The 25,818-nt window shown below is 70.1% G+C and carries 21 protein-coding genes; 11 read left to right on the forward strand and 10 right to left on the reverse strand.

Going from position 1 to position 25,818, the window contains the following annotated elements:
• Positions 1-8 precede the first annotated feature (8 nt).
• Both BIV24_RS18490 and BIV24_RS18495 read left to right on the forward strand, forming a co-directional pair.
• Positions 9-1,328 (forward strand): coenzyme F420-0:L-glutamate ligase, encoded by a 1,320-nt coding sequence (locus BIV24_RS18490; protein ID WP_071367471.1) that lies wholly within the window; start codon positions 9-11, stop codon positions 1,326-1,328.
• Between the two features lie 104 nt (positions 1,329-1,432).
• A complete protein-coding gene (locus BIV24_RS18495) occupies positions 1,433-2,434 on the forward strand; it encodes a DNA-3-methyladenine glycosylase family protein (protein WP_071367451.1) in 1,002 nt (333 codons plus the stop codon).
• 74 nt (positions 2,435-2,508) lie between these two features.
• On the opposite strand, the gene manB is transcribed toward BIV24_RS18495, so the two are convergent.
• Complete coding sequence (gene manB / locus BIV24_RS18500) at positions 2,509-3,591, reverse strand: mannose-1-phosphate guanylyltransferase (protein WP_071367452.1); 1,083 nt, start codon at positions 3,589-3,591, stop codon at positions 2,509-2,511.
• 290 nt (positions 3,592-3,881) lie between these two features.
• Positions 3,882-5,186 (reverse strand): peptidoglycan recognition protein family protein, encoded by a 1,305-nt coding sequence (locus BIV24_RS18505; protein ID WP_071367453.1) that lies wholly within the window; start codon positions 5,184-5,186, stop codon positions 3,882-3,884.
• A gap of 122 nt (positions 5,187-5,308) precedes the next feature.
• Here BIV24_RS18505 and BIV24_RS18510 point away from each other — a divergent pair, with 122 nt between their 5' ends.
• The 4 genes from BIV24_RS18510 to BIV24_RS18525 all read left to right on the forward strand — a co-directional run bounded on the left by BIV24_RS18510 (position 5,309) and on the right by BIV24_RS18525 (position 11,704).
• On the forward strand, positions 5,309-6,064 hold the full coding sequence (locus BIV24_RS18510) for a TIGR03089 family protein (RefSeq protein WP_071367454.1): 756 nt from the start codon (positions 5,309-5,311) through the stop codon (positions 6,062-6,064).
• Between the two features lie 180 nt (positions 6,065-6,244).
• Positions 6,245-7,528, forward strand: a complete 1,284-nt coding sequence (locus BIV24_RS18515; RefSeq protein ID WP_245766861.1) for an LCP family protein — start codon at positions 6,245-6,247, stop codon at positions 7,526-7,528.
• A 238-nt stretch (positions 7,529-7,766) separates the two neighbouring features.
• Positions 7,767-9,515, forward strand: a complete 1,749-nt coding sequence (locus tag BIV24_RS18520) for an LCP family protein (RefSeq protein ID WP_071367455.1) — start codon at positions 7,767-7,769, stop codon at positions 9,513-9,515.
• A 491-nt stretch (positions 9,516-10,006) separates the two neighbouring features.
• Entirely contained in the window at positions 10,007-11,704 is a 1,698-nt protein-coding gene (locus BIV24_RS18525) for an LCP family protein (RefSeq protein WP_071367456.1), read from the forward strand.
• 278 nt (positions 11,705-11,982) lie between these two features.
• On the opposite strand, the gene BIV24_RS18530 is transcribed toward BIV24_RS18525, so the two are convergent.
• A complete protein-coding gene (locus BIV24_RS18530) occupies positions 11,983-13,011 on the reverse strand; it encodes a glycosyltransferase family 2 protein (protein WP_071367457.1) in 1,029 nt (342 codons plus the stop codon).
• Between the two features lie 125 nt (positions 13,012-13,136).
• Here BIV24_RS18530 and BIV24_RS18535 point away from each other — a divergent pair, with 125 nt between their 5' ends.
• A complete protein-coding gene (locus tag BIV24_RS18535) occupies positions 13,137-14,606 on the forward strand; it encodes an LCP family protein (protein ID WP_071367458.1) in 1,470 nt (489 codons plus the stop codon).
• 36 nt (positions 14,607-14,642) lie between these two features.
• On the opposite strand, the gene BIV24_RS18540 is transcribed toward BIV24_RS18535, so the two are convergent.
• Entirely contained in the window at positions 14,643-15,215 is a 573-nt protein-coding gene (locus BIV24_RS18540) for an acyl-CoA thioesterase (RefSeq protein WP_071367459.1), read from the reverse strand.
• Between the two features lie 119 nt (positions 15,216-15,334).
• Between BIV24_RS18540 and BIV24_RS18545 the strand changes: the two genes are divergently transcribed.
• Complete coding sequence (locus tag BIV24_RS18545) at positions 15,335-16,600, forward strand: LCP family protein (protein ID WP_071367460.1); 1,266 nt, start codon at positions 15,335-15,337, stop codon at positions 16,598-16,600.
• Between the two features lie 127 nt (positions 16,601-16,727).
• On the opposite strand, the gene BIV24_RS18550 is transcribed toward BIV24_RS18545, so the two are convergent.
• Positions 16,728-17,087, reverse strand: coding sequence for a VOC family protein (locus BIV24_RS18550; RefSeq protein WP_071367461.1), 360 nt, complete (start codon positions 17,085-17,087; stop codon positions 16,728-16,730).
• Positions 17,088-17,219: 132 nt separating this feature from the next.
• Between BIV24_RS18550 and BIV24_RS18555 the strand changes: the two genes are divergently transcribed.
• On the forward strand, positions 17,220-17,720 hold the full coding sequence (locus tag BIV24_RS18555; RefSeq protein ID WP_071367462.1) for a CGNR zinc finger domain-containing protein: 501 nt from the start codon (positions 17,220-17,222) through the stop codon (positions 17,718-17,720).
• Between the two features lie 117 nt (positions 17,721-17,837).
• Here BIV24_RS18555 and BIV24_RS18560 read toward each other — a convergent pair whose 3' ends face one another.
• Complete coding sequence (locus BIV24_RS18560) at positions 17,838-19,181, reverse strand: UDP-glucose dehydrogenase family protein (protein WP_071367463.1); 1,344 nt, start codon at positions 19,179-19,181, stop codon at positions 17,838-17,840.
• 188 nt (positions 19,182-19,369) lie between these two features.
• Between BIV24_RS18560 and BIV24_RS18565 the strand changes: the two genes are divergently transcribed.
• Positions 19,370-20,527 carry an acyl-CoA dehydrogenase gene (locus tag BIV24_RS18565; protein ID WP_071367464.1) on the forward strand — a complete coding sequence of 386 codons (1,158 nt, stop codon included), beginning with the start codon at positions 19,370-19,372 and terminating at the stop codon, positions 20,525-20,527.
• A gap of 90 nt (positions 20,528-20,617) precedes the next feature.
• Here BIV24_RS18565 and BIV24_RS18570 read toward each other — a convergent pair whose 3' ends face one another.
• Genes BIV24_RS18570 through BIV24_RS18580 form a run of 3 tightly spaced genes read right to left on the reverse strand, consistent with a single transcriptional unit; the run spans position 20,618 to position 23,465 of the window.
• The gene (locus tag BIV24_RS18570; protein WP_071367473.1) at positions 20,618-21,796 is read right to left on the reverse strand and encodes a dipeptidase; all 1,179 of its coding nucleotides are present in this window, start codon (positions 21,794-21,796) and stop codon (positions 20,618-20,620) included.
• Positions 21,797-21,801: 5 nt separating this feature from the next.
• Complete coding sequence (gene purE / locus BIV24_RS18575) at positions 21,802-22,329, reverse strand: 5-(carboxyamino)imidazole ribonucleotide mutase (protein ID WP_079168361.1); 528 nt, start codon at positions 22,327-22,329, stop codon at positions 21,802-21,804.
• Entirely contained in the window at positions 22,326-23,465 is a 1,140-nt protein-coding gene (locus tag BIV24_RS18580) for a 5-(carboxyamino)imidazole ribonucleotide synthase (RefSeq protein WP_071367466.1), read from the reverse strand. Before BIV24_RS18580 ends, purE begins: the two co-directional genes overlap by 4 nt.
• A gap of 247 nt (positions 23,466-23,712) precedes the next feature.
• On the opposite strand from BIV24_RS18580, the gene BIV24_RS18585 reads away from it, so the two are divergent.
• The gene (locus BIV24_RS18585; protein WP_071367467.1) at positions 23,713-24,258 is read left to right on the forward strand and encodes a GtrA family protein; all 546 of its coding nucleotides are present in this window, start codon (positions 23,713-23,715) and stop codon (positions 24,256-24,258) included.
• A 30-nt stretch (positions 24,259-24,288) separates the two neighbouring features.
• On the opposite strand, the gene BIV24_RS18590 is transcribed toward BIV24_RS18585, so the two are convergent.
• Positions 24,289-25,566: an ATP-binding protein gene (locus BIV24_RS18590; protein ID WP_071367468.1), complete on the reverse strand. Its 1,278-nt coding sequence runs from the start codon at positions 25,564-25,566 to the stop codon at positions 24,289-24,291.
• Positions 25,567-25,818: the final 252 nt, after the last annotated feature.

The raw sequence follows: 25,818 nt of genomic DNA on the forward strand, positions 1-25,818 counted from the left end.
GGGTGCCGCTGGACGGTGGCGCGGTCGGTGCCGCACCCGGTTACCGGGTGTGGGCGGTCCCCGGGCTGCCGGAGATCCGTGAGGGCGACGACCTGGCCAAGGTCGTCGCCGCCGCCGAGCCCGGACTCGCCGACGGGGACGTGCTGCTCGTCACCTCGAAGATCGTGTCCAAGGCCGAGGGCCGCGTCGTGCGTGCGGACGACCGGGAGGCCGCCATCGACGCGGAAACGGTGCGGGTCGTGGCCCGGCGCGGGCCGCTCAGGATCGTCGAGAACCGGCAGGGGCTGGTGATGGCCGCCGCCGGTGTCGACGCCTCCAACACCCCCTCGGGGACCGTGCTGCTGCTGCCCGAGGACCCCGACGCGTCCGCGCGGGCCCTCAGGGACGGGCTGCGGGACGTCCTCGGCGTCGAGGTCGGCGTGATCGTCACCGACACCTTCGGACGGCCCTGGCGCACCGGGCTCACCGATGTCGCCATCGGCGCCGCGGGCGTACGGGTCCTCGACGACCTGCGCGGCGACACGGACGCGCACGGCAACCCCCTGAGCGCGACCATCGTGGCCGCCGCCGACGAACTGGCCGCCGCCGGCGATCTGGTCAAGGGCAAGGCCGCCGGGCTTCCCGTCGCCGTCGTACGCGGGCTGCCGCACATGGTGACCGGGGACGACGGCGAGGGGGCCCGCGCCATGGTGCGCGGCGCCCACGACGACATGTTCCGGCTCGGCACCTCCGAGGCGGTACGGGAAGCGGTGACCCAGCGGCGCACGGTACGGGCGTTCACCGACGAGCCCGTCGATCCCGGTGCCGTGCGGCGCGCGGTGGCCGCCGCCGTGACCGCTCCGGCGCCGCACCACACGACGCCGTGGCGGTTCGTGCTCCTGGAGTCCGAGGTGTCGCGGACCCGGCTGCTGGACGCGATGCGTGACGCCTGGATCGCCGATCTGCGCCGCGACGGGAAGTCCGAGGAGTCGATCGCGAAGCGGGTCCGGCGCGGGGACGTCCTGCGCAACGCTCCGTACCTCGTCGTGCCCTGCATGGTCATGGACGGGTCCCACACCTACGGTGACGCGCGGCGGGACGCCGCCGAGCGGGAGATGTTCGTGGTCGCCACCGGGGCGGGCGTGCAGAACCTCCTGGTCGCGCTCGCCGGGGAGCGGCTCGGCTCGGCATGGGTGTCGTCGACGATGTTCTGCCGGGACGTCGTCGTCAAGGAACTCGGGCTGCCGGAGAGCTGGGAGCCGATGGGGGCCGTGGCGGTGGGCCATCCGGCCGAGGAGCCGAGGCCGCGGCCCGAGCGGGACGCGGGGTCGTTCATCGAGGTGCGGTGAGCGGGGCGCGCAGCGCCGGGTGCGGGTTGCCGTGACGCGACCCCGCACGGCGTGCGCGCCCTTTACGCTCATAAGGCAGCCCCAGCAACACCAGGACTTCATCCGTGGCCGGACGATTCACTCCCCGTCCCACCGGCACGACCGTGCGCGGTGGACATGTCGTCGTGCCCCCGGGAGTGCCGCGGCAGGCCACGCCACCCGGGCGGCGGCGGACCTGGACCCCGCCCGGGCCTTTGGACCTGGGGCTGGTGCTCGGGCCGCTGCGGCGCGGTCCCGCGGATCCGACGTTCCGGGCGACACCGGATGGGGCGGTGTGGCGGGCCAGTCGCACCCCGGTGGGACCGGGCACCCTGCGGGTCGCACTGCGGGGTGCGGTCGCCGAGGCGGAGGCGTGGGGGCCGGGGGCGGAGTGGCTACTGGACCAACTGCCGAAGATGCTGGGTGCGTTGGATGATCCGGGGGCCTTCGAGCCACGGCACCCGCTGGTCGCGCTGGCGCGGCACCGGCGGCCCGGACTGCGGCTGACGCGGACGGGACTGGTGCTGGAGTCGCTGATTCCGTCGGTTCTGGAGCAGAAGGTCACCACGGACGAGGCGTACCGGGCGTGGCGGTTGCTCGTACGGAAGTACGGGGAGCCTGCGCCGGGACCCGCGCCGGAGCGCATGCAGGTGATGCCGGAGCCGCGGACGTGGGCGTTGATCCCGTCGTGGGAGTGGCACCGGGCAGGGGTCGACGACAAGCGGGCGTCGACGGTCGTACGGGCGGTGCGGGTCGCTGCGCGGCTGGAGCAGGCGACGGGGATGGAACCCGCTCAGGCGCAGGCGCGGCTCGAGGTGGTGCCGGGCATCGGGCCGTGGACCTCCGCAGAGACCGTGCAGCGCAGCCACGGGGCGGCGGATTCCGTGACCGTGGGGGATCTGCATCTGCCGGGCATCGTGGGGTATGCGCTGGCCGGGGACCGGGAAGCGGACGACTCCGTGATGTTGACGCTGCTGGAGCCGTACGCGGGGCAGCGCCACCGGGCGGCGCGGCTGATCCTGCTGAGCGGCCGCGTACCGCCGAGGCGCGCGCCGCGGATGCGACGGTGGGACATCGGGCGGTTGTAGGGGCGGATGGGGCCGGTGCGCGCCGGGCGCACCTCGTGGTGAACACCCGGCGTCCGGTCGGCCCGTCGCAAGCCCTACTGGTCCGAGGAGAAGCGCACCGCCCCCGCCGGGATGGTGGCGTCGCACCAGACCCGTACCCCGTCGCGGAGTTCGTTGTCCGCGCCGACCACCGCGCCGTCGCCGACGACCGCGCCCGTGAGGACCGAGCGCTCGCCGATGCGGGAGCGGACTCCGATCAGGGAGTCCGTGATGACCGCGCCCGGTTCCACGATCGCGCCGGACAGCAACGTGCTACCGAAGATCCGGGCGCCTTCCCCCACGGACGCGCCTTCGCCCACCACCGTGCCGCCCGTCAGCTTCGCGTCCGGGGCGACCGATGCCGTCGGCAGGATCAGGCGGTCGCCGCAGCGGCCGGGCACCGCGGGGGACGGGGCGCGGCCCAGGACCAGGTCCGCCGAGCCGCGGACGAAGGCCGCAGGGGTGCCCAGGTCCAACCAGTAGGTCGAGTCCACCATGCCCTGCAGATGGGCACCGGCCGCCAGCAGGTCCGGGAACGTCTCGCGTTCCACCGAGACCGGGCTGCCCGCCGGGATCGTGTCGATGACCGAGCGGCGGAAGACGTACGCCCCGGCGTTGATCTGGTCGGTGACGATCTCCTCGGGCGTCTGCGGCTTCTCCAGGAACGCCGTTACCCGGCCCGTCGCATCGGTGGGGACCAGCCCGTACGCCCTGGGGTCCGCGACCTTCGTGAGGTGGAGCGAGACGTCCGCGCCCGTCGACTCGTGCGTGCTCACCAGGGCGCGGATGTCCAGGCCCGTCAGGATGTCGCCGTTGAAGACCAGGACCGGGTCGTCGGGGCCCGAGTGGAGGCGGCTCGCCACATTGCGGATGGCACCGCCGGTGCCGAGGGGCTCCTGCTCCGTGACGTACTCCAGCCGAAGGCCGAGGGCCGAGCCGTCGCCGAAGTACGGCTCGAAGACTTCGGCCAGATAGGACGTGGCGAGCACGATGTGTTCCACGCCCGCCGCCCTCGCCCGCGTCAACTGGTGCGTGAGGAAGGGGACTCCGGCCGCCGGAACCATCGGTTTCGGGGTGTGCACCGTGAGTGGGCGCAGCCGGGTACCCCTGCCGCCGACCAGGAGGATCGCTTCTGTCACCTGTCGTCTCTGCTTCCTGCCGGGGCCGGCCGAACTGTCCATCGGCCGGCCAGTGTATGCAGACCGGGTTAGGAGGACTGCTGAAGGCGTTATGAGGACCGTTAGAGAGGCCCCTTGGATGTGCCCTCGATGACAGTGGGGTGTCCTTCGACGGCTGTGCGGGGATGCCCCCGTACGTCTTCGTGCGGATGAACTCGTACGGCGTGTCATGGGCGTCGTGCGTGTGGTGCCGATCGCCGTACGACGTCGTACGGGTGGTTCCGTACGACGTCGTGCGATGACCGCGCCCCTCAGCGGCCCTGGTAGCGGGCCGCGGCGGAGCGGACCGAGCCGAGTTTGCCGTAGAGCAGCGTTCCCGGGCAGTCCGTGCTGTACCCGTCGCGATGGCCGGAGATCACGTTCAGTCGTGCGTTTTCCCCTTCTGGGTAGCGATTGCCGCCCCCGGACCTCAGGTATGTCTTGCCGCGCGGGTCCATGCCGTAGAGGCCGAGCTTCCACGCGGCGAGCCTGGCGATAGAGGTCACCATGGCGGCCGACGGTGTGCTGTCCTCGAAGGAGCCGATGGCGGCGACCCCCATGCTGCTGTCGTTGAATCCGAGGGTGTGGGCGCCCAGGACAGGCTTGTCCGCGCCGCCCGCGCGACCTTCGTAGATGTCTCCGCACCTGTCGACGAGGAAGTTGTAGCCGATGTCCCGCCAGCCGCTGCTCACAACGTGGTAGCGGTAGATACCGCGGATGACCGAGGAGGCCTGGGAGCAGCTGTAGCCGTTACCCGTCGCCGTGTGGTGCACGAAGGCCACCTTGACCTTGTCGGTGTAGACGAATCCGGGCTCCCGCAAACTCTCGTCGGCGCCCCAGCCGCGCCGCGTGATGATTCTCGGGCGCGATGCCGTCACCCCCTTCGAGAGGGCGGGCAGCTGTCGGTCGTTCACCGGCGCGGAGCCGTCACCGACGGCGGACGTGGTGGTGTCGGTACCTGGCAGGGAGCCGGATAAGTCCCCGCCCTCGGACTCCTCCGAGGCGGCGGCGTCCCTCGACTGCTCCGGGGCGCCTTTGGCCGGTTCCGCGCCTGGGTCGATCAGTTCGACCCGCAGGCCGTCGGGAAGCGCGGGCGCACGGGTCTCGTCCGCGCGCACCCGTACCTCGACGCCGTTCGAGTCGCCGACCCACAGCGGGGCCGTCGATCCGCGCAGCCGGTTCGAGCGGCCCTCCTTGGTCTTGCGGTCGGGACCGTGGCCGTCGTTGTGCACCTCCAGCTCCTGCCAGCCGGACCAGCGGGCCGTGCCGCTCGCCCGGGTGCGGATCTGGGCACGGCCGTGCAGTTCGGCCCCCGGATCGTCCCAGACGACGCCGATCATCGAGAAGGTGCGTACGGACTGGGGGGCCAGCCCCCATTCGGGCGCCGCCCCGGGGGTGCGGGCGCTGGTGAGGGGAACGAGTCGGAGGGACTGGGTGCTGCCGGGGATGGCCGAGCGGTCGGCCGGGACCGGCCCCGCCGCCGCGGCCGGAAGGGTGAGCGACAGGGTCAGTGCCGCCGCGCAGGTGAAGCCGATCGAGGAAGCAAGGTATTTACGCATGACCATGATCTTGGACATAGTCAGGCATATATGTCCATCCAGGACTTGACGGGCCATCGGTTCCGCTCCGCCGAACCGGTGGTCCGTCACTCTCCCGCCGGTCCACCCCCCGGGCGAGGGCCCCGCGTACGCTTGCGCGCGTGAACGCCACCGACCGCACCCCCGCCGACCTGCTGCGATCCGCGCTCGCCGCGGATCCCGCACGCCCCTTGGTGACCTTCTACGACGACGCCACGGGTGAACGCGTCGAACTCTCCGTGGCCACCTTCGCCAATTGGGTGGCCAAGACCGCCAATCTCCTCCAGGGCGATCTCGCCGCCGAGCCCGGTGACCGGGTCGCGCTGCTGCTGCCCGCGCACTGGCAGACGGCGGTATGGCTGCTCGCGTGCGCGTCCGTGGGCGTGGTCGCCGACATCGGCGGCGACGCGGGCGCCGCCGACCTCGTCGTGAGCGGGCCCGACACGCTCGACGCGGCGCGCGCCTGCACCGGGGAACGCGTCGCTCTCGCCCTGCGCCCCCTCGGCGGCCGCTTCCCGCAGACCCCGGACGGCTTCGCCGACTACGCGGTCGAGGTACCGAGCCAGGGCGACCGCTTCCAGCCGTACGCGCCGGTCGACCCGGAGGAACCGGCCCTGATCGTCGCCGGGGCCGCGTACACGGGCGCCGAGGTCGTGGAGCGGGCCCGCGCGGACGCGCCCGCGCTCGGACTGACGGGGGCCGGGTCGAGGCTGCTGTCCGGACTGCCGTACGCCACCTGGGCGGGTCTGAGTGCCGGGTTGTACGCGCCTCTCGCGACTGGCGGGTCCGTGGTGCTCTGCCGCCATCTGGACCGGCTGGACAAGGACGCGGTGGCCAAGCGGATCGAGAGCGAACGGGTGACCGCCACGGCTCGCTGAGAAACCGCCGGGGTGCGGGCCGCCCGTTCGGTGGCCTGCCACGCACGTCCCGGTACTCCACCCCCTCGTGAGCGCGCCCCATCCCCCGTTCGGACCAGCATCGGCCGCCCCGGACCTCCGCCCCGGGTCATGGTCGTAGGAGCCCGACACGCTCGTACCTCGCAGGGGGTGGACCCGGCAGTGACGACCAGAGGCACCCCACGACGTCCGGGTACCGCAGGCCCGCGCGCCCTCGGCCCGACCCCCGGCGCCTTTGCCGCCGGCCCCGGACTCGCCCGCCGCCGACGCCGACGCTGGGTGCGCCGGGCCGCGCTGGGACTCGCCGTGCTCATGGCCGGGGCCGCCGGGGCCGGATGGGCCGCGTACGAGAAGCTGAACTCGAACATCACCGCGGACGACGACGCCGCCTCCGAACTCGCCCGGCACGAGAAGGAGCGGCCCCCCGTGCTCGTGCCCGGGGCGCAGAACATCCTGCTCATCGGTTCCGACTCGCGGTCGGGTGACGGGAACGGCCGGTACGGCAGGGATTCCGGCACCCAGCGGTCCGACACCACGATCCTGCTGCACCTCGCGGCCGACCGGCGCAGCGCCACCGCCGCCTTCCTCCCCCGCGACCTCATGGTCGAGGTACCGGACTGCCGCCGGCCCGACGGCAGCCGCAGCCTGCCGGTGTTCACGATGTTCAACCACGCCTTCGCGACCGGCGGTTCGGCCTGCTCTGTCCGTACCGTCGAGAAGCTGACGGACATCCGGGTCGACCACTACATGGTCGTCGACTTCAACGGCTTCAAGAAACTGGTCGACGCGCTCGACGGCGTCCAGGTGTGCCTGAAGGAGCCGATCGACGACAAGGACGCCAAGCTGAAGCTGCCCGCGGGCAAGGTGACGCTCGACGGCGAGCAGGCGCTGGGCTACGTACGCGCCCGCAAGAGCCTCGGCGACGGCAGCGACACCGAACGGATGGAGCGCCAGCAGCGCTTTCTCGGAGCGCTCGTCAGCAAGGTGCACAGCAATGACGTCCTGCTGAATCCCGTGAAGCTGTATCCGGTGCTGGACGCGGCCACCTCGTCCCTCACCACGGACCCGGGTCTGGCGAGCCTGCGCGGACTCTACGGACTTGTCCACGGATTGGGAGACCTCCCCACGAAACGCGTGCACTTCCTGACAGTGCCGCGCACGCCGTACTCCTATAACGCCAATCGCGACCAACTCGTGGAACCCGCGGCGCGGAAACTCTTCGCACGGCTGCGCATGGACCAGCCGATCGAGGTCGTGCCGGAAGTCCCGGACGGTTCCCCCTCGAAAGCCGGCAGCACGGCGCCCGGTCGCGGTAACGGGGAGGAGTCGCACGGAAACGGAAAGTCCGCCGTCGTGCGCCCCGGCATCCCCGGCGCGCACGAGTCGGGTCCCCGAACCCCGCCCACATTCCCCGGGAACACGGCCCGTTCGGATGCCTGTAGGTAAAGCGCATACCAAGCCTGGGAACAACTGACCTAAGAACTCTCCGAGAAATCAGGCGGATTGCCCAGTTGTAGGGGAGTGGAATGTGTCACCGTCGTCGCTTGACGCCGAACGGGGCGGATAGTGTGAGCGATCCGGTGCCACACCCGTCAGGTCCCTCCTGGGTCACGCACTGGTGGAAGAGACCGGGCGCCTCGAGGGGGAGGGCGCCGCGTGGCCCCGACGGAGGATTCGGACAACCGTGGACGCGCAAGGCCGTGGGCGGGCGGACAATGTCGATCCCGCAGACCAGTGGGTGCTCAACCCGAACACCGGTGAATACGAACTGCGACTACCCCCTTCCGCACCGCAGTCGGCCCTGCCCAAGCCGCGGCGGGGGGCTCGCGCCGGAACCGCGCAGGGGGGCACGCGCACGCCGTCGGGCTCACGGCGCCGGGCTCCGGAGAAGCCGGTCCCGGACACCGTCCCGGGACCGCGCCGCCGCCGGGGGGCGCCCGAGGAGCCGCCGCCGACACGGCGCCGGGGGCGCACAAAACCCAAGAAGGGCAAGGCGAAGAAGATATTGCTGTGGACCGGCGGCAGTATGGCCTTCGTCCTGGTCGCGGCCGCCGGTGCCGGTTACTTCTACCTCAAGCAACTCGAGGGAAACGTCACGACGATGGACGTCGGCGGCGCCGCCAAGGACAGCTTCAGCAAGGACGAAGCCTTCAACATCCTGATCATCGGCACCGACAAACGCACCGGCAAGGGCAACGAGGGCTACGGCGACAAGGGCAGCGTCGGCCACGCCGACACCAACATCCTGCTGCACGTCTCCAAGGACCGTACGAACGCGACCGCGCTGAGCATCCCGCGCGACCTGATCGTCGACGACATCCCCGACTGCCCGACCAAGCAGCCGGACGACTCCACCAAGGTCATCCCCGGCTCGCAGAGGGTCCGCTTCAACGAGAGTCTCGGCCAGGACGGCCGCGACCCGGGCTGCACGATGCGCACGGTCAAGGAACTCACCGGCATCGCGCCCGACCACTTCATGATGGTCGACTTCAACGCCGTGAAGACGCTGACCACGGCGGTGGGCGGGGTCGAGGTCTGCGTGGCCAAGGACATCGACGACCCGAAGTCTCACCTCAAGTTGTCCAAGGGGACGCACCCGATCGAGGGCGAGCAGGCCCTCGCCTTCCTGCGCACCCGGCACAGCTTCGGCAACATGGGCGACCTGGACCGCATCAAGGCGCAGCAGCAGTTCCTCGGCTCGCTGGCCCGCAAGATGACCTCCGGTGACACCCTCACCGACCCCGTCAAGCTGTTCGATCTGGCGAACGCCGCCACCAAGGCGCTCACCGTCGACCGCGGCATCCACGCGGTGAGCACGCTCAAGGACGTGGCCCTGGAGCTGAACAAGGTGCCGCCGAAGAACCTCACTTTCGTGACCGTGCCGGTGCGCGACAACCCGGCCGAAAAGGTCCCTGTGACGGTCGTCGTCGACCAGGCCCAGGCTCCCGCGGTCTTCGACGCGATCAGGAACGACGTCTCCTTCACCGAGGTGAAGAAGAAGGAGAAGGCCCAGAAGGACGCCGCGGCCGCCCGCCTCAAGGGCTCCCGCTCGGCCGCCTCCGACATCCGCGTCGACATCTACAACGGCGGCGCCAAGACCGGCAGCGCGCAGACGACGCTCAACTGGCTGCAGAACCAACAGGGCGTGCTCAAGTCCAGCCAACTCGGCAACGCGCCCGAGAACATCGACAAGACGACCCTCGAGTACTCCCCCGACCAGGCCGATCAGGCACGCAAGCTGGCGGACATCATGGGGTTGCCCGGATCCGCGCTGAAGCCGGGCGAGAGCGAGACCAACTCCCAGGGCCTGCCGGCGATGAAGCTGACTCTGGGCCGGGACTTCAAGGATGCGGGCATACCGCTCACCGCTCCGAAGAAGGCGCCGGATGTCAACGGGAAGTCCACGGCGGACAAGGTCACCTGCGCCTCGTAGGTGATTCGGGGCCCTTCACTCGTCAGATCCGATGCGGCCGCGCCCGACGGGTGTACATCCCGTCGGGCGTACCGAGCGTCTAGTGCTGTGAAGGGAAAGGTTTGCCGGAAAGCTCGCGGCGGCCGGTGCTGGGGGCACCTCCCACGCCCTTCAGGCAGTGGGGGAACATCGCGAGGCGGAGCATCACCCGCGTACTGGACGTACTCGGGTGATGCGACAACACGGCGGTGGGGGCCCCTCCCGCGCTGGGGGTCCCCCCGCTCGAGCGGAGCCGAGAGTGGGGGAGAAGCCGAGCGTGGGGGAGCCGCGCCGGGCGTCGCGAGCCGGTGAACCCTTCCGGTCACAGCACTGGTTACCGAACACGAGGTACGCGAGGCGGGACGCGAAAGGCGTACCGCCGTACGGCGAATGGTTCCGAAGGCGCGACGAGGCGCCCGGCCGGAACCACGGGAGAGACCCGTTTGTCGGGCACAGGGTGGGGAGGCAGGGACTTGACGCAGAGCAATGTGCAGGGAGAGGGGGCGCGACCACATGGACGGCAGACCGGTGAACCAGGCTGGGACGACAGTCCGTACGAGCAGAACGGCGACGGCGATCACGACGGCGACAGTGGTCCGCCATCCGCGCCGCGTGGCCACGGTCAGCACGGCGGCGGGCATCGCGGCAATGGGAACAGGAAGCGCCCACGCCGCAAACACCGCGTACTGCGCTGGTCGGCGACGGTCCTGGCGGTCGCGATACTCGGCACCGCCGGAGCCGGATACCTCTACTACCAGCACCTGAACGACAACATACGCAAGGGCGAGCGCAGCAGCGGCGACTCCAAGGCGCAGAAGTCGAAGCCGAACGCGGCCGGTCAGACGCCGGTGAACATTCTGCTGATCGGCTCCGACAGCCGTAATTCCGACGAGAACGTGGCGTTGGGCGGAAGCCGGGACAACCGCGGCAACCCGCCGCTGGCCGACGTCGAGATGCTCATCCACCTGTCCGCCGACCGCAAGAGCGCCGCCGTGGTGAGCATTCCGCGTGACACCCGGGTCGACATCCCCGAGTGCAAGGACCCGAAGACCGGCAAGAAGTACCCGAAGACCAACGTCATCATCAACGAGTCGCTGGCCCGCGGTGGCCCCGGCTGCACCCTGGCCACCTGGCAGAACCTCACCGGGATCTACATCGACCACTGGATGACGGTCGACTTCGCGGGCGTGGTGAAGATGGCCGATGCCGTCGGCGGCGTCGACGTCTGCGTGAACCAGAACGTGTGGGACCGCCCACACCAGGGTGTGCCCGGGGGCTCAGGCCTGAAGATGACGGCCGGTACGAAGAAGGTCAAGGGCAAGCAGGCCCTGCAGTGGCTGCGCACCCGGCACGCCTGGGGCAGTGACCTGCTGCGGGCCAGGGCTCAGCACATGTATCTGAACTCGTTGATCCGCACGCTGAAGAGCCAGAACGCCTTCACCGACAGCGGCCGGCTGATGAACCTGGCCGAGGCGGGCACGCAGTCGCTGCAGGTCTCCGAGGAGATCGGCACGGTCAAGAAGCTGTACAACCTGGCCATGCAGCTCAAGACGGTCCCGACGAACCGCATCACCATGACGACGATGCCCAACGTCAAGGACCCGCAGAACGACGACCATGTGATCCCGGACGGCGCCGACGCCGAGAAGATCTGGCGGATGCTCCGCGACGACGTGCCTTTCGATGACAAAGGCACGACGCCGGCCCCGAAGAAGACGACGAGTGGGAGCGAGGAGACCAAGGCGCCCTCGCTCGCGGCCGACCGGCTGGGTGTGGTGGTGCAGAACGCCACCGGGACGTCCACGCAGGCTCCGGTGGGCGGCCGGGCGGGCGAGATCAGCCGGGTGCTCGTGGAGAAGGGCTTCGACAGGGCGGTGCGCGACAGGGCGGGGGCACTGTCGGAGGATCAGACGGTCGTGCGCTATCCGAGCGCGGACTTGGAGGGCGATGCCCGGAGCGTCGCCAAGGCGCTGGGTATTCCCATGAGTTCAGTAATGAAGTCGACCGACGTGTCGGGCGTCACCGTCGTCGTGGGTTCCGACTGGCGTACGGGCACGAGCTACCCGAAGCAGTCCCCGCTGAAGGCCGGGGACCTCCCCAGCAACTCCGACGCCATCAACGGCTCGGACACCGGCCAGTGCATGGACGTGTACAAGCCCTACCGGTGGTAGTCGGCCGACCGACATGACACGGAGGGGCTCGCCGTCCGGCCACGGCGAGCCCCTCGGTCACAGACTGGGGCGGTACCGCGAACAACGGGAGCTACATCCAGATCGATTGTCGCGACCACTGCGGCTGACGACCTCCACCAGCTCCGTGTGCTGACATGCCGCTGCGACATCAGCCCCGGAACACTCAGGTTCCGGGGCTGATGCGTGTCCACCAGTTACCGGGGGCGCAGGCGTCGGTGCAGCGTCGACGCCCAGGGCTCTCTCAGGTATCAGACCCGTCAGGCCTTGCTGACGACCGCCGGCCGCCGGGACGCGATGACCCTCTTCGCCAGCGACTTCGGGCTGGTCAAAAAGCCCCAGCCCCAGGACATGTGCATGGTCGCGAGGGCAACGGGGATCTGCAGCCGTGCCTTCAGCGGCAGGCCCTTGCCCGCAGGGACGGAACCGAGGGCTATCGCCGCGAGGTAGCCGCCGGGTACCACGAAGCCCCACGGGGTCAGCGCCGCGCCCGCCACGACGCCCGCCGCGATCGCGCAGACCGCGGTCGGCGGGGCGAGGTAGCGCAGGTTGATGGAGCCTTCGTGGTAGCGGGCGACGACGTGCCGCCAACGGCCGTAGTCCTTGTACTGCTTGGCCAGCGCCTTGACCGACGGCCTCGGCCGGTACGACACCTTCAGCTCGGGCGAGAACCAGATGAGACCGCCCGCCTCGCGGATGCGGAAGTTGAGCTCCCAGTCCTGGGCGCGGATGAACTCCTCGTTGTAGCCGCCCTGTTGCTCCAGCGCCTCACGCCGGAAGACACCGAGGTAGACGGTCTCCGCCGGACCGGCCTCGCCGCCGGTGTGGAACGCAGCGTTCCCGACACCGATCTTCGAGGTCATGGCGGCGGCGACCGCGTGCTCCCAGTCAGTCTCGCCCTCGGCGTGCATGATGCCGCCGACGTTCTGCGCGCCGGTCTCCTCCAGGAGACGTACGGCGGTCGCGATGTAGTTCGGCGAGAGCATGCCGTGGCCGTCGACGCGGACCACGATCGGGTGGCGGGATGCCTTGATCGCGGCGTTGAGCGCGGCGGGCGTGCGGCCGGTCGGGTTCGGGACCGTGTGCACACGCGGGTCCTCACGGACCAGCTCGGCCGCGATCTCGTCCGTGCGGTCCATGGAGGGACCGAGGGCGATCACCACCTCCATCTCGCCGCCGTACTCCTGGGCGAGGATCGCAGTTACGGCCCCGCGCAGATGCCGCTCCTCGTCGAGGACGGGCATGATCACGGACACGGCGGGGAGCTGCACGTCGGACTTGGCGTTCATAGGGGGCTCACGTTACCGCGAACGGGGGACACGGGTGCGCGCCGCCCGGGCGCCGCCGAGGGCCGCAGATCGTATCGGCCTACGGTGCTCGCGGATTTACGCCCAGCTCAGCGGAGGTCTCCCCCGTGCCCACGACGACCCGCCCGCCCGCGCGCCCCCAGCCGGTCCGTCGCTCCCCCGGGCGGCGGCTGCCCATCCGGAAGAAGTCCGGCTGGGCCACGCGGGCAGTCACCACGTTCTCCGTGGTGGTCCTCGCCGCGGCCGGCATCGGGCACGCGGTGATCACCAGCCTGGACAAGGACATCGCCCGGATCGACCCCTTCAAGGACATGAAGAATCGTCCCGCCGCGGGCCACGGCATGAACGTGCTGCTGGTCGGCACCGACGGACGGGACCGGATCACGGACGAGGACCGGCAGAAGTACCGTCTCGGGGGTGTCCCCTGCCACTGCACGGACACGATCATGATCGTGCACATCTCGGCGGACCGGGACCGGGCCAGCGTCGTGAGTCTGCCGCGTGACTCGTACGCGGAGGTGCCGGCGCACACCGACCGGACGACCGGACAGCAGCACGGCCCCCACCCGATCAGGCTGAACGCGGCGTACGCGGAGGGCGGCCCGAACCTGACCGTTCGCACGATCGAGGACATGACGCACGTCAAGATCGACCACTATGTGGAGGTCGACTTCATCAGCTTCATGAAGACCGTGGACGTGCTCGGCGGCGTCCGGATCTGCACGACGCAGCCGATGACGGACTCCTACACCGGGCTCGATCTGACCGCGGGCACCCATCTGCTCGGCGGCGGACAGGCACTGCAGTACGTACGGTCCCGGCACATCGACGGGGCCTCCGACCTGGGCCGGATGCAGCGGCAGCAGAGGTTCGTGGCGGCGTTGCTCGACCAGGCGACGTCGTCAGGAGTGCTGCTCAACCCGATGAAGTTCCGGGACATGGCGCAGGCCGTGCTCGGCTCGGTGCGGGCCGACCAGGGCCTCGGGGCGGACGAGCTGCTCGACCTGGGCCGGGCGATGCGGCACTTCACGCCGCGCTCGTCCGAGTTCACGACCGTGCCGATCGAGCAGATGGACTACGAGGTCAAGGGCCTCGGTTCCACGGTGAAGTGGGACGAGACGAAGGCGAGCACGCTCTTCCGGTCACTGCGCGACGACAAGCCGCTCGCCCCGCCCCGGCCGAGGGAGCAGGGCCCGGCCGCGGTGCCCGTGGATGTGGCCCCGCAGCAGATCCAGGTGAAGGTGGAGAACGGGACGGGCGAGGAGAGACTCGGCAAGCGCGTGGCCGACGCGCTCGCCGCCACCGGGTTCAGAACCACGGGGAAGCCGGCGAACGCGCCGGACCGCACCGTCCGGCACACGGTGATCGTCTACGACCCTCGCTGGGACCGGTCGGCGAAGTCCCTGGCGGCGGCCTTGCCAGGCAGCGAACTGCGCCGAGCTTCCGGGCAGGGGCCGACGCTGAAGGTGATCGCGGGGACGGACTTCACACAGGTGCAGCGGGTGAAGGCGGCGGAACCGCAGGGGTCCCAGGGTCCGCAGCAGGTGCTGACCGGGGACCAAGTGGTGTGCTCCTAGGAGAGCGGGCCACCAGGCCGGGTACGTGCGGCGCCCTCAGTCCTCGTAGCCCTCCGCCGCACGGCTCTCCCGCAGTTCCCTGATCGCGCGGCGGCGGGCCAGGCGGTGGGTGCGGCGGATCTGGGCCTCCTGGTAGCGGCGCTCGTCGCGCTCCGTCTCGGGGACGACCGCAGGCACCAGCCGCGGCTTGCCGTCCGCGTCGACCGCCGTGAAGACGAGATACGCGGAGCCGACCTGGGTGGCCGGCGCCGACTCGTTCCAGCGCTCGGCCAGGACCCGCACGCCGACCTCCATCGAGGTGCGGCCGGTCCAGTTGACCTGGGCCTTCACATGCACAAGGTCGCCGACCCTGACCGGCTCCAGGAACGCCATCTCGTCCATGGACGCGGTCACGGCCGGACCACCGGAATGCCGGCCGGCCACAGCACCCGCCGCGTCGTCGACGAGCTTCATGATCACACCACCGTGCACCGTACCCAGCAGGTTGGTGTCGTTGTGGGTCATGATGTGGCTGAGGGTGGTCCGGGACGCGGAGGTGGGCTTCCAGGGGAAGTCGCGCGCTATATCGCCCGGAATGTCTGATTGTGGGGCGGGGGCCTGGTCTGTCATGCCGTCCACCTTATGCCGGGGCCGCACCCCGAGACTTTGTGTCGGCTTCGCAACAGCCCTGGTCCCGTTTCCTCTCACCCCTTGTAAGGTGCACAGTCGGACCCGGCACACTGTGGCGCATGAACGATTGGCCCGAGGCATGGTCCGACGACAGCCGCGGCAACCGCTACGGACGCGGCAGCACCAACGCGCAGCCGGAGAGCGCACGCGTGATGCGCCAGGTCAGGCGCGGAACCGGTGGGCCGGGCGGCCCCCGGGTGGCGCCGCCGTACGGCGGTGTGCCGCAGCAGCCGTCATACCCGGACGACCAGGGATACGACGGCTACAACAGCGGCTACAACACCGGCCAGGTCTACGGCGGCCCGCAGGGGCCGGGCGGTGGCGACCCGCGGGGTCCGCGCCCGGCGCCGAACTGGCGGCGCCGGATCAAGTGGACCGCGATCACGCTGGTGACCGTACTGGTGGTGACCTCGGTGGCCACATACTTCTGGGCCGACTCCAAGCTCCACCGTGATGTGGACCTCTCCAAGGTGATCGACCGCCCCGCCGGGGGCGAGGGCACGAACTACCTGATCGTCGGCTCCGACAGCCGCGCGGGCATGACCGCCGAGGACAAGAAGAAGCTGCACACCGGGTCCGCCGAGGGCAAGCGCACGGACACGATGATGATCCTGCACACCGGTGACAACGGCTCCACGCTGATATCCCTGCCCCGTGACTCGGACGTGGAGATCCCGACGTTCAAGGGCTCCACGTCGGGCAAGGTCTACCAGGGCACCGGTCGCCATGTGAAGCTGAACGCGGCGTACGCGGAGGACGGCCCCGAACTACTGGTCCGCACGGTCGAGTTCAACACCGGCCTGCGCATCGACCATTACGCGGAGATCGGCTTCGGCGGCTTCGCGAAGATCGTGGACGCGGTCGGCGGTGTCGAGATCGCGATCGACAAGGGCTTCAAGGACAAGTGGTCGGGCGCCGACTTCAAGGCGGGCAAGCAGACGCTGAACGGCGAGCAGGCCCTCGCCTTCGTCCGCACCCGGCACGCCTTCGCGGCGAGCGACCTGCAGCGCACGAAGAACCAGCAGAAGTTCCTGGCGGCGCTGGCCCACGAGGTCGCGGCCCCGTCCACGGTCCTCAACCCCTTCAAGTTCTACCCGACGGCGGGCGCGGGCCTGGACTCGCTGACCGTCGACAAGGACATGAGCCTGTGGGACCTGGCCGACATGTTCTGGTCGATGAAGGGCGTCTCCGGCGGTGACGGCACGTCGATGAACATGCCGGTCTCGGGCTCGACCGGCGGCAATCTGGTGTGGGACAAGGCCAAGGTCAAGACCCTGGTGAACGAGCTGAAGAACGACGAGAAGGTGACGGTGTCGGGGAACTGACGCCGGGCGTCCGCACACCGCACGCCACGCAGGGCCCCACCGAACGATTGCCGTTCGGCGGGGCCCTTCGCATGACCTCGGCCGCCGCGGTGATCACGGACTTGGACGGCCGCCGGCCCTCACCTCCTCAGCAGGCGCAGAGGCAGAACGGGTGCCCCGCCGGGTCCGCGTACACCCGCCAGGTGCGCGAGCGGTCCTCCGCGTCCAGCGTGCGGGCGCCGAGCGCGAGGACGCCCTGCTCGGCCGTGTCCAGGTCATCGACGACGAGGTCCAGATGGAACTGCTGCGAGTTGTCGGGGGCGGGCCACTTCGGCGATACGTGCCCGGGCGCGGCCTGGAATGCCAGTGACCGGCCATCGCCCGCCTTCAGCTCGGCCCACTCGCCGTCACCCTCCACCGTGCCGCCGAGCACCTCGGCGTAGAAAGCGGCGAGCGCACGAGGGTCGGGACAGTCCAGAACGACGGCGCCCAGCTTGGCAAGAGCCATGCCTTCTCTCCTCCAGATCGGAGTTACCCGTAGGGCCGGGTAACCGGTAACGGTTACCTCATGCTGCCCCATAGGAGGTAACGTCGCAAGAGGAATTCCAAGAGGTAGCGTCACGCGCATGAGGTCGCAGAGATGAGTGACAGAGCCCCCGCACCCGGTGGCCTCGCCCTGGTGGAGGCCCTGATCAACACCGTGGACCTGGAATCGGGCACGGATCGCCTGGACACCGCCGAGGGACGCACCGAGTTCGGCGTCACAGAAGGGGACCTGGCGGACGTACGGGAGCTGCGGGAGTCCCTGCGCGCCGTCTGCCTGGCCCACGCGGGGCACCCCCCGCATCGCGAGGTAACGCCCCTGGGCGCGCTGCTGGCGCGAGCGCCGCTGTATGTGGCCGTCGACGAACGGGACGGCTCGGCGAGCCTCGCGCCCGCCGACGAGGGCCCCCTGCTCTCCCGTGTCGCCACGGCCGTCGCACAGGCGCTCACCGCCGGCACCTGGCTGCGCCTGAAGGCCTGCGAACTGCCCGAGTGCCACTGGGCGTACTACGACCGCAGCCCGGCCGGGAAGGGCCGCTGGTGCTCGATGTCGGTGTGCGGGGCGCGGGCGAAGATGCGGCGGTACCGGGCCAAGTAGCCGCCCGTCACGGGGAGTCGGACACTCCGCCGCTCTGCGGGAGCGCGGCGGTGCGGAACACGGCAGGACGCCGGTCCGGCCGTCCGAACCTCGGCCGGACCGGCGTCAGCGGTCTGCTTACGCGGTGGGGCGGCCCATCGCCCGGTACGTCCACCCGGCGTGGCGCCACAGCTCGGGGTCGAGCGCGTTGCGGCCGTCGAGGAGCACGCGGGTGGAGGCCACCTCGCCCAGCTTCGCCGGGTCCAGCTCTCGGAACTCGCGCCACTCCGTGAGGTGCAGCACCACGTCGGCGCCGCGCACGGCGTCCAGAGCGGTGCCGGCATACCCGAGCGTCGGGAATGTCTTCCGGGCGTTGTCCATGCCCTTGGGGTCGTAGACCGTGACCTGGCCGCCCTGGAGGTGTATCTGTCCGGCGACGTTCAGCGCGGGTGAGTCGCGCACGTCGTCCGAGTCGGGCTTGAATGTCGCGCCGAGGACCGCGACCCGCTTGCCGAGGAAGGAACCGCCGCCGACCGCCTCGCGTGCCATCTCCACCATCTGGCCGCGGCGGCGCATGTTGATGGAGTCGATCTCGCGCAGGAAGGTCAGCGCCTGGTCGGCGCCCAGCTCGCCCGCGCGCGCCATGAAGGCCCGGATGTCCTTCGGCAGACAGCCGCCGCCGAAGCCGATCCCGGCCCGCAGGAACTTCTTGCCGATCCGGTCGTCGTGCCCGATCGCCTCCGCCAGCTTGGCCACATCGCCCCCGGCGGCCTCGCAGACCTCCGCCATCGCGTTGATGAAGGAGATCTTGGTGGCCAGGAAGGAGTTGGCGGAGGTCTTCACCAACTCGGCGGTGGGGAAGTCGGTGACGACGAACGGCGAACCCTCGGCGACCGGGGTCGCGTACACCTCGCGCAGCAGCTTCTCGGCGCGCTCGCTGCGCACGCCGACGACGATCCGGTCCGGGTGCAGTGTGTCCTGCACCGCGAAGCCCTCGCGCAGGAACTCCGGGTTCCAGGCCAGCTCGGCGTCCTCGCCCGCGGGCGCGTGCTCGGCGAGGTAGGCGGCCAGGCGGTCCGCGGACCCCACGGGCACGGTCGACTTGCCGACGACCAGCGCGGGATGCTTCAGATGCGGGGCGAGGGAGGCGATCGCGGCGTCGACGTACGACATGTCACACGCGTACTCGCCGTGCTTCTGCGGGGTGTTCACGCAGACGAAGTGGATGTCGCCGAAGTCGGCCAGCTCCGCCCAGTCCAGCGTGAACCGCAGCCGCCCGGTCGAGCCCTCGATGCCCGCGACGTGCCTGCGCAGCAGTTCCTCGAGACCTGGCTCGTACATCGGGACCTCGCCCCGCTGGAGCATCTCGATCTTCTCCGGGACCACGTCGAGGCCCAGTACCTCGAACCCCAGCTCGGCCATGGCCGCGGCGTGCGTGGCGCCGAGATAGCCGGTACCGATCACGGTGATCTTGAGGGCCATGGGTGCTCCAGAAGAGGTACGTCGTCAGTGCGGTGCCCGAGCATAGTCGGGCCCTTGTGCGGGCACGCTTCCCGCTGTCGCCAAGCTCACGTATCACTCCCGTGGGCGGGCCCCTAAGATTTGGGTTACTTAACGGTAGTTAGCGTCATCACACAGTTCGTCAGAGCGTCCTTGGAGCGTGAGAGACCTTGGCCGGATCGGCTGATTTCGACCTGTACCGCCCGTCCGAGGAGCACGACATGCTCCGTGACGCCGTCCGCTCGCTGGCTGAGGCGAAGATCGCACCGTACGCCGCCGCGGTGGACGAGGAGGCCCGCTTCCCGCAGGAGGCGCTGGACGCGCTCGTCGCGAACGACCTGCACGCGGTTCACGTGCCCGAGGAGTACGGCGGCGCCGGCGCCGACGCGCTCGCCACGGTCATCGTGATCGAGGAGGTGGCCCGCGCCTGCGTGTCCTCCTCCCTGATCCCGGCCGTGAACAAGCTCGGCTCCCTGCCGGTGATGCTCTCCGGCTCCGAGGAGCTGAAGAAGAAGTACCTGGGCCCGCTGGCCAAGGGCGACGCGATGTTCTCGTACTGCCTCTCCGAGCCGGAGGCGGGCTCCGACGCGGCCGGCATGAAGACCAAGGCGGTCCGCGACGGCGACCACTGGGTCCTCAACGGCGTCAAGCGCTGGATCACCAACGCGGGGGTCTCCGAGTACTACACGGTCATGGCCGTGACCGACCCCACCAAGCGCTCCAAGGGCATATCGGCGTTCGTCGTCGAGAAGTCGGACCCAGGCGTCTCCTTCGGTGCCCCCGAGAAGAAGCTCGGCATCAAGGGCTCCCCGACCCGCGAGGTCTACTTCGACAACGTCCGCATCCCGGCCGACCGCATGATCGGCGAGGAGGGCACCGGTTTCGCCACGGCGATGCGCACCCTCGACCACACCCGCATCACCATCGCCGCCCAGGCCCTCGGTGTCGCCCAGGGCGCGCTCGACTACGCCAAGGGCTATGTCCAGGAGCGCAAGCAGTTCGGCAAGCCGATCGGCGACTTCCAGGGCGTCCAGTTCATGCTCGCCGACATGGCGATGAAGATCGAGGCGGCCCGCCAGCTCACCTACGCGGCGGCGGCCAAGTCGGAGCGGGGCGACAGCGACCTGACCTTCCAGGGCGCCGCCGCGAAGTGTTTCGCCTCGGACGTGGCGATGGAGGTCACCACGGACGCCGTCCAGCTCCTCGGAGGGTACGGCTACACCCGTGACTACCCGGTGGAGCGCATGATGCGCGACGCGAAGATCACCCAGATTTATGAAGGCACGAACCAAGTTCAGCGGATCGTGATGGCGCGCAACCTGCCGTAGCGCACGGCCCTTTGCGGCACCGCACACAGGAACGGGGCACCCTTCGGGGTGCCCCGTTCGTGCGTGCGGCCCAAGCGCGCTGTGTGCGCGTCAGCCGTCCAGGTCGTCCATCGTCGCGTTCGACGGGCCCCGCCGGGCGCGCAGGTCGCGGGCCACGTCCTCGGCCGCGCCCAGGACCCGTACCGCGTTCTGCCAGGTCAGCTTGGCCAGGTCCGTGGTAGACCAGCCGCGGTCCAGCAGCTCCGCGATCAGGTTGGGGTAGCCGGAGACGTCGCTGAGGCCGTCGGGGGTGAAGGCCGTGCCGTCGTAGTCGCCGCCGATCCCGAGGTGGTCGATGCCCGCCACCTCGCGCATGTGGTCCAGGTGGTCGGCGACCGTCGCGACCGTCGCGACCGGGCGCGGGTGAGCCTCCTCGAAGGCACGGTGGACCTTCATCGCCTCCTCGGTCGAGTCGAGGTGGTGGAAGCCGTGCGCCCGCATGTTCTCGTCGGCCGCGGCCGTCCAGTCCACCGCCGCCTGGAGCACGAACTTCGGCACGAACGTCACCATCGCCACACCGCCGTTGGCGGGGAGGCGTTCGAGGACGTCGTCCGGGATGTTGCGCGGGTGGTCACACACGGCCCGGGAGGAGGAGTGGGAGAAGATCACCGGCGCGGACGTCGCGTCCAGCGCGTCCCGCATCGTCGTCGCCGCCACGTGCGAGAGGTCGACGAGCATGCCGAGGCGGTTCATCTCCCGGACCACCTCGCGGCCGAAGTCGGACAGTCCGCCGACCGCCGGTTCGTCGGTCGCCGAGTCCGCCCACGGCACGTTGTCGTTGTGGGTGAGGGTCATGTAGCGCACGCCCAGCTCGTACAGGCCCCTGAGCGTGCCGAGGGAGCCCGCTATCGAGTGGCCGCCCTCCGCGCCCATGAGGGACGCGATACGGCCCTCCGCGCGTGCTGCCTCCATGTCGGCGGCGGTCAGGGCCCGGCGCAGGTCGGCGGGGTAACGGTCGATCAACTGACGTACGCAGTCGATCTGTTCGAGCGTCGAGGGAACCGCGTCGGGCAGGTCGCTGCGCACGTACACCGACCAGAACTGTGCACCGACCCCGCCTTCGCGCAGCCGGGGGATGTCCGTGTGCAGATGCGCGTTCTGGGGGCCGGCGATGTCGCGGGCGTCGAGGTCGTAGCGGACCTGCTCGCGCAGCGCCCAGGGCAGGTCGTTGTGGCCGTCGACGACGGGGAACTCGCGCAGCAGTTCGCGGGCCCGGTCCAGTGAGGTCATCGCGGTCACTTCCCCGTTCCGAAGCCGAAGTTGCCGGATCCCTCGACCTTGGAGCGCAGCCGCTTGCCCTTCTCGGTGGCCTGGTCGTTGAGGTCCCGCTGGAAGTCCTGCATCTTCCCGAGGAGTTCCTCGTCGTGCGCGGCGAGGATACGGGCCGCCAGCAGACCGGCGTTGCGGGCACCGCCCACCGAGACCGTCGCCACCGGGACGCCGGCCGGCATCTGCACGATCGACAGCAGCGAGTCCATGCCGTCCAGGTACTTCAGCGGGACCGGGACGCCGATGACCGGCAGCGGGGTGACGGAGGCGAGCATGCCGGGCAGGTGGGCGGCGCCGCCCGCGCCCGCGATGATCACCTTCAGTCCGCGGTCCGCGGCGTGTTCGCCGTACGCGATCATCTCGCGCGGCATGCGGTGCGCGGAGACGACGTCGACCTCGTACGCGATCTCGAACTCGTCGAGGGCCTTGGCGGCGGCCTCCATGACGGGCCAGTCGGAGTCCGACCCCATGACGATGCCAACAACGGGGCTCATTCGGTGATGGTGCCTCTCAGGTAGCCGGCAGCGTGACGGGCGCGTTCCAGCACGTCGTCAAGGTCGTCGCCGTAGGTGTTGACGTGTCCGACCTTGCGGCCGGGCTTCACGTCCTTGCCGTACATGTGGATCTTGAGCTGCGGGTCGCGGGCCATGCAGTGCAGGTACGCGGAGTACATGTCCGGGTAGTCGCCGCCGAGGACGTTCACCATGACGGTCCAGTCGGCGCGCGGGCGCGGGTCGCCGAGCGGGAGGTCGAGGACGGCGCGGACATGGTTGGCGAACTGGGAGGTGATCGCGCCGTCCTGGGTCCAGTGGCCCGAGTTGTGCGGACGCATCGCCAACTCGTTGACGAGGATGCGCCCGTCGCGGGTCTGGAACAGTTCGACGGCGAGGTGGCCGACGACGCCGAGTTCCTTGGCGATCGTCAGGGCCAGTTCCTCGGCCTTGAGTGCCAGTTCCTCGTCGAGGTCGGGCGCGGGCGCGATCACGGTGTCGCAGACCCCGTTGACCTGCCGCGACTCGACGACGGGGTACGCCACGGCTTGTCCGTGCGGCGACCGCACGACGTTGGCGGCCAGCTCCCGTACGAAGTCGACCTTCTCCTCGGCGAGGACGGGGACGCCGGCGCGGAACGGCTCGGCGGCCTCCTCGGCGGAGCGCGCGACCCACACGCCCTTGCCGTCGTAGCCGCCGCGGACGGTTTTGAGTACGACCGGGAAGCCCTCGCCCTCGGCGGCGAACGCGGCGACGTCCTCCGGGTCGCTCACGATGCGGTGGCGCGGGCACGGCACACCGATCGCATCTAGTTTCGCGCGCATCACGCCCTTGTCCTGGGCGTGCACGAGCGCGTCCGGGCCCGGGCGGACGGGGATGCCGTCAGCCTCCAGGGCCCGCAGATGCTCGGTGGGCACGTGCTCGTGATCGAAGGTGATCACGTCGCACCCCCGCGCAAAGGCGCGCAGCGTGCCCAGGTCGCGGTAGTCGCCGATGACGACGTCATTGACGACTTGCGCCGCGGAATCCTGGGGAGTGTCACTGAGAAGCTTGAACCTGATGCCGAGGGGGATGCCTGCCTCGTGGGTCATACGAGCAAGCTGGCCCCCGCCGACCATGCCGACTACCGGGAACGTCACGCCCCCAGGGTATCCGTCATGCCAAGGCGGCCGGATTCCGTCCTTGTGAGCACTGTTCGAGGACGCCTGTGACGCTTTGTTTTCGTTCTCACCTACGTGACCGCTTTCTTTCCGTCCTCATGAACTCGGCTGCGGGCATCGCCCACGACCGCTGGATAGCATGGCGAGGTTTACGGAACCGCTCGGCGCACACTGCCGACCGGCCGACACGACCGACACAACCGATCCGACGGGGGCTGGCAACACCATGGGCAGTGGTTCCACGGGCCTGAAGGACAAGCCCCACGGCGGAATGCGCCAACGGGTGGACCAGTTGATGCGCGAGATCGCCAAGTTCGGCGCGGTCGGTGGGGCGGGTCTGCTGGTCAACCTGCTCGTGTTCAACCTGGTGCGACACGCCACCGGGCTCCAGGTGGTCCGGGCCAGCGTCATCGCCACCGTGGTCGCGATCGTCTTCAACTACATCGGGTTCCGCTACTTCACCTACCGGGACCGCGACAAGAGCGGCCGCACCCGGGAGATGACGCTGTTCCTGCTGTTCAGCGCGGCGGGCCTGGTGATCGAGAACGGCGTGCTGTACCTGGCGACCTACGGATTCGGCTGGGACGGCCAGCTGCAGAGCAACGTCTTCAAGTTCCTCGGCATCGGCCTGGGGACGCTGTTCCGTTTCTGGTCGTACCGCACGTGGGTCTTCAAGGCGCTGCCGGTCCGCGAGACCGTGGTGGGCGCGGAGTCCTTCCTCGCGGCGGAGGCGGAGGAGCAGGGGCGACGCGGGCAGCGCGTCAACCGCTGAGCCCGGCCCCGTCCCCTCGACCGGCCCGGGCTACCTGACCGTCCGCTCCGGCGCCTCCCCTGACGGGGACGCCTTCAGCGGAGTGCGGGACAGGAACAGGCCGAAGACCGGGGGTGCGGTCTGGAGCATCTCCAGACGACCGCCGTCGGCCTCCGCGAGGTCGCGGGCGACCGCGAGACCGATGCCCGTGGAGTTGCGGCCGCTGATGGTGCGCTCGAAGATGCGGGAGCCCAGCTGGGGCGGCACGCCCTGGCCCTCGTCGGTGACCTCCACGACCGCCTGGTTGCCGGTGACGCGGGTGCGCAACGCGACCGTGCCGCCGCCGTGCATGAGCGAGTTCTCGATCAGTGCCGCCAGGACCTGGGCGACCGCGCCGGGGGTGCCCACGGCCCGCAGATGCCGTTTGCCGGAGCTGACGATCGCCCGTCCCGCGCTGCGGTAGGCGGGACGCCACTCGGCGATCTGCTGCTGGATGACCTCGTCGAGGTCGAAGGAGACGGCGGAGCCGGTGCGCGGGTCGCGGGCGTTGGTGAGCAGCCGCTCCACCACGTCCGTGAGCCGCTCCACCTGCGTCAGCGCGATGGTCGCCTCCTCCTTAACCGTGTCCGGGTCATCGGTGAGGGTGATCTCCTCCAGGCGCATGGAGAGCGCGGTGAGAGGCGTACGCAACTGGTGCGAGGCGTCCGCGGCCAGGCGCCGCTCGGCCGTCAGCATGCGGGCGATCCGCTCGGCGGAGGAGTCGAGGACGTCGGCGACCCGGTCCAGCTCGGGGACGCCGTACCGCTTGTGCCGCGGGCGCGGGTCGCCGGAGCCGAGCCGCTCCGCGGTCTCGGCGAGGTCGGTGAGGGGCGAGGCAAGGCGGTTGGCCTGCCGTACGGCGAGCAGCACCGCGGCGATGATCGCGAGCAGTGCGACCAAGGCGATGATCAGCAGCGTGCGGCCGACCTCGCGGGTGACGGTGGAGCGGGGTTCCTCCACCCGGACGGTCTCACCGCCCTCGCCCTTGGCCATGGAGTGGATCACATCGCCGGTGGGCTTGGTGCCGGCCTTGATGGTCGACTGCCCGGGGATGTCGATCTCCGCGTACTTGTCGCCGGTGACCTGGTCCTTGAAGAGCGCGCCCTTGACCGTCTCGTCACTGAGGAGACGGCTGTCCACGATGCTGGCGAGCCGCAGCGCCTCGGAGTCGACGCGCTCCTGGGCGCTGTTGCTGATCGTTCGGCTCTCGACGATCACGAGGGAGACGCCGAAGACGGCGATCACCACAAGGACGACGGCGAGGGTGGACTGGATGAGACGACGACGCACGGGGCCCTCCGGGCGATGGCTTTACGTTGACCAGTGTGCCCTGGGCACGGTCGGCTCCCCGAGTGGGGCGGCGCCCCTTGAGGGGCGCCGGGGTAGTGACGTCGGTGTCACAGTGCTGGCGCCCTGACGGGCGACGAATGCCGGACCACTAGTGCCCCGGCAGGCAACGTTTGCCCGTTAAGGAGCGGCGTTCGGTGCGTGCTCTCGGCGTGCCGGCCGGAAGCCCTCGTACTGGACGTACTTGGGCTTTCG

This window comes from Streptomyces colonosanans, assembly GCF_001866645.1.
GTDB lineage: Bacteria > Actinomycetota > Actinomycetes > Streptomycetales > Streptomycetaceae > Streptomyces > Streptomyces colonosanans.

Coding starts and splice junctions, on each gene's coding strand:
- BIV24_RS18505 (WP_071367453.1), bottom strand. CDS start 5,186: ATGTCCAAGATCATGGTCATGCGTAAATACCTTGCTTCCTCGATCGGC.
- BIV24_RS18530 (WP_071367457.1), bottom strand. CDS start 13,011: ATGAACGCCAAGTCCGACGTGCAGCTCCCCGCCGTGTCCGTGATCATG.
- BIV24_RS18540 (WP_071367459.1), bottom strand. CDS start 15,215: ATGACAGACCAGGCCCCCGCCCCACAATCAGACATTCCGGGCGATATA.
- BIV24_RS18545 (WP_071367460.1), top strand. CDS start 15,335: ATGAACGATTGGCCCGAGGCATGGTCCGACGACAGCCGCGGCAACCGC.
- BIV24_RS18550 (WP_071367461.1), bottom strand. CDS start 17,087: ATGGCTCTTGCCAAGCTGGGCGCCGTCGTTCTGGACTGTCCCGACCCT.
- BIV24_RS18555 (WP_071367462.1), top strand. CDS start 17,220: ATGAGTGACAGAGCCCCCGCACCCGGTGGCCTCGCCCTGGTGGAGGCC.
- BIV24_RS18560 (WP_071367463.1), bottom strand. CDS start 19,181: ATGGCCCTCAAGATCACCGTGATCGGTACCGGCTATCTCGGCGCCACG.
- BIV24_RS18570 (WP_071367473.1), bottom strand. CDS start 21,796: ATGACCTCACTGGACCGGGCCCGCGAACTGCTGCGCGAGTTCCCCGTC.
- purE (WP_079168361.1), bottom strand. CDS start 22,329: ATGAGCCCCGTTGTTGGCATCGTCATGGGGTCGGACTCCGACTGGCCC.
- BIV24_RS18585 (WP_071367467.1), top strand. CDS start 23,713: ATGGGCAGTGGTTCCACGGGCCTGAAGGACAAGCCCCACGGCGGAATG.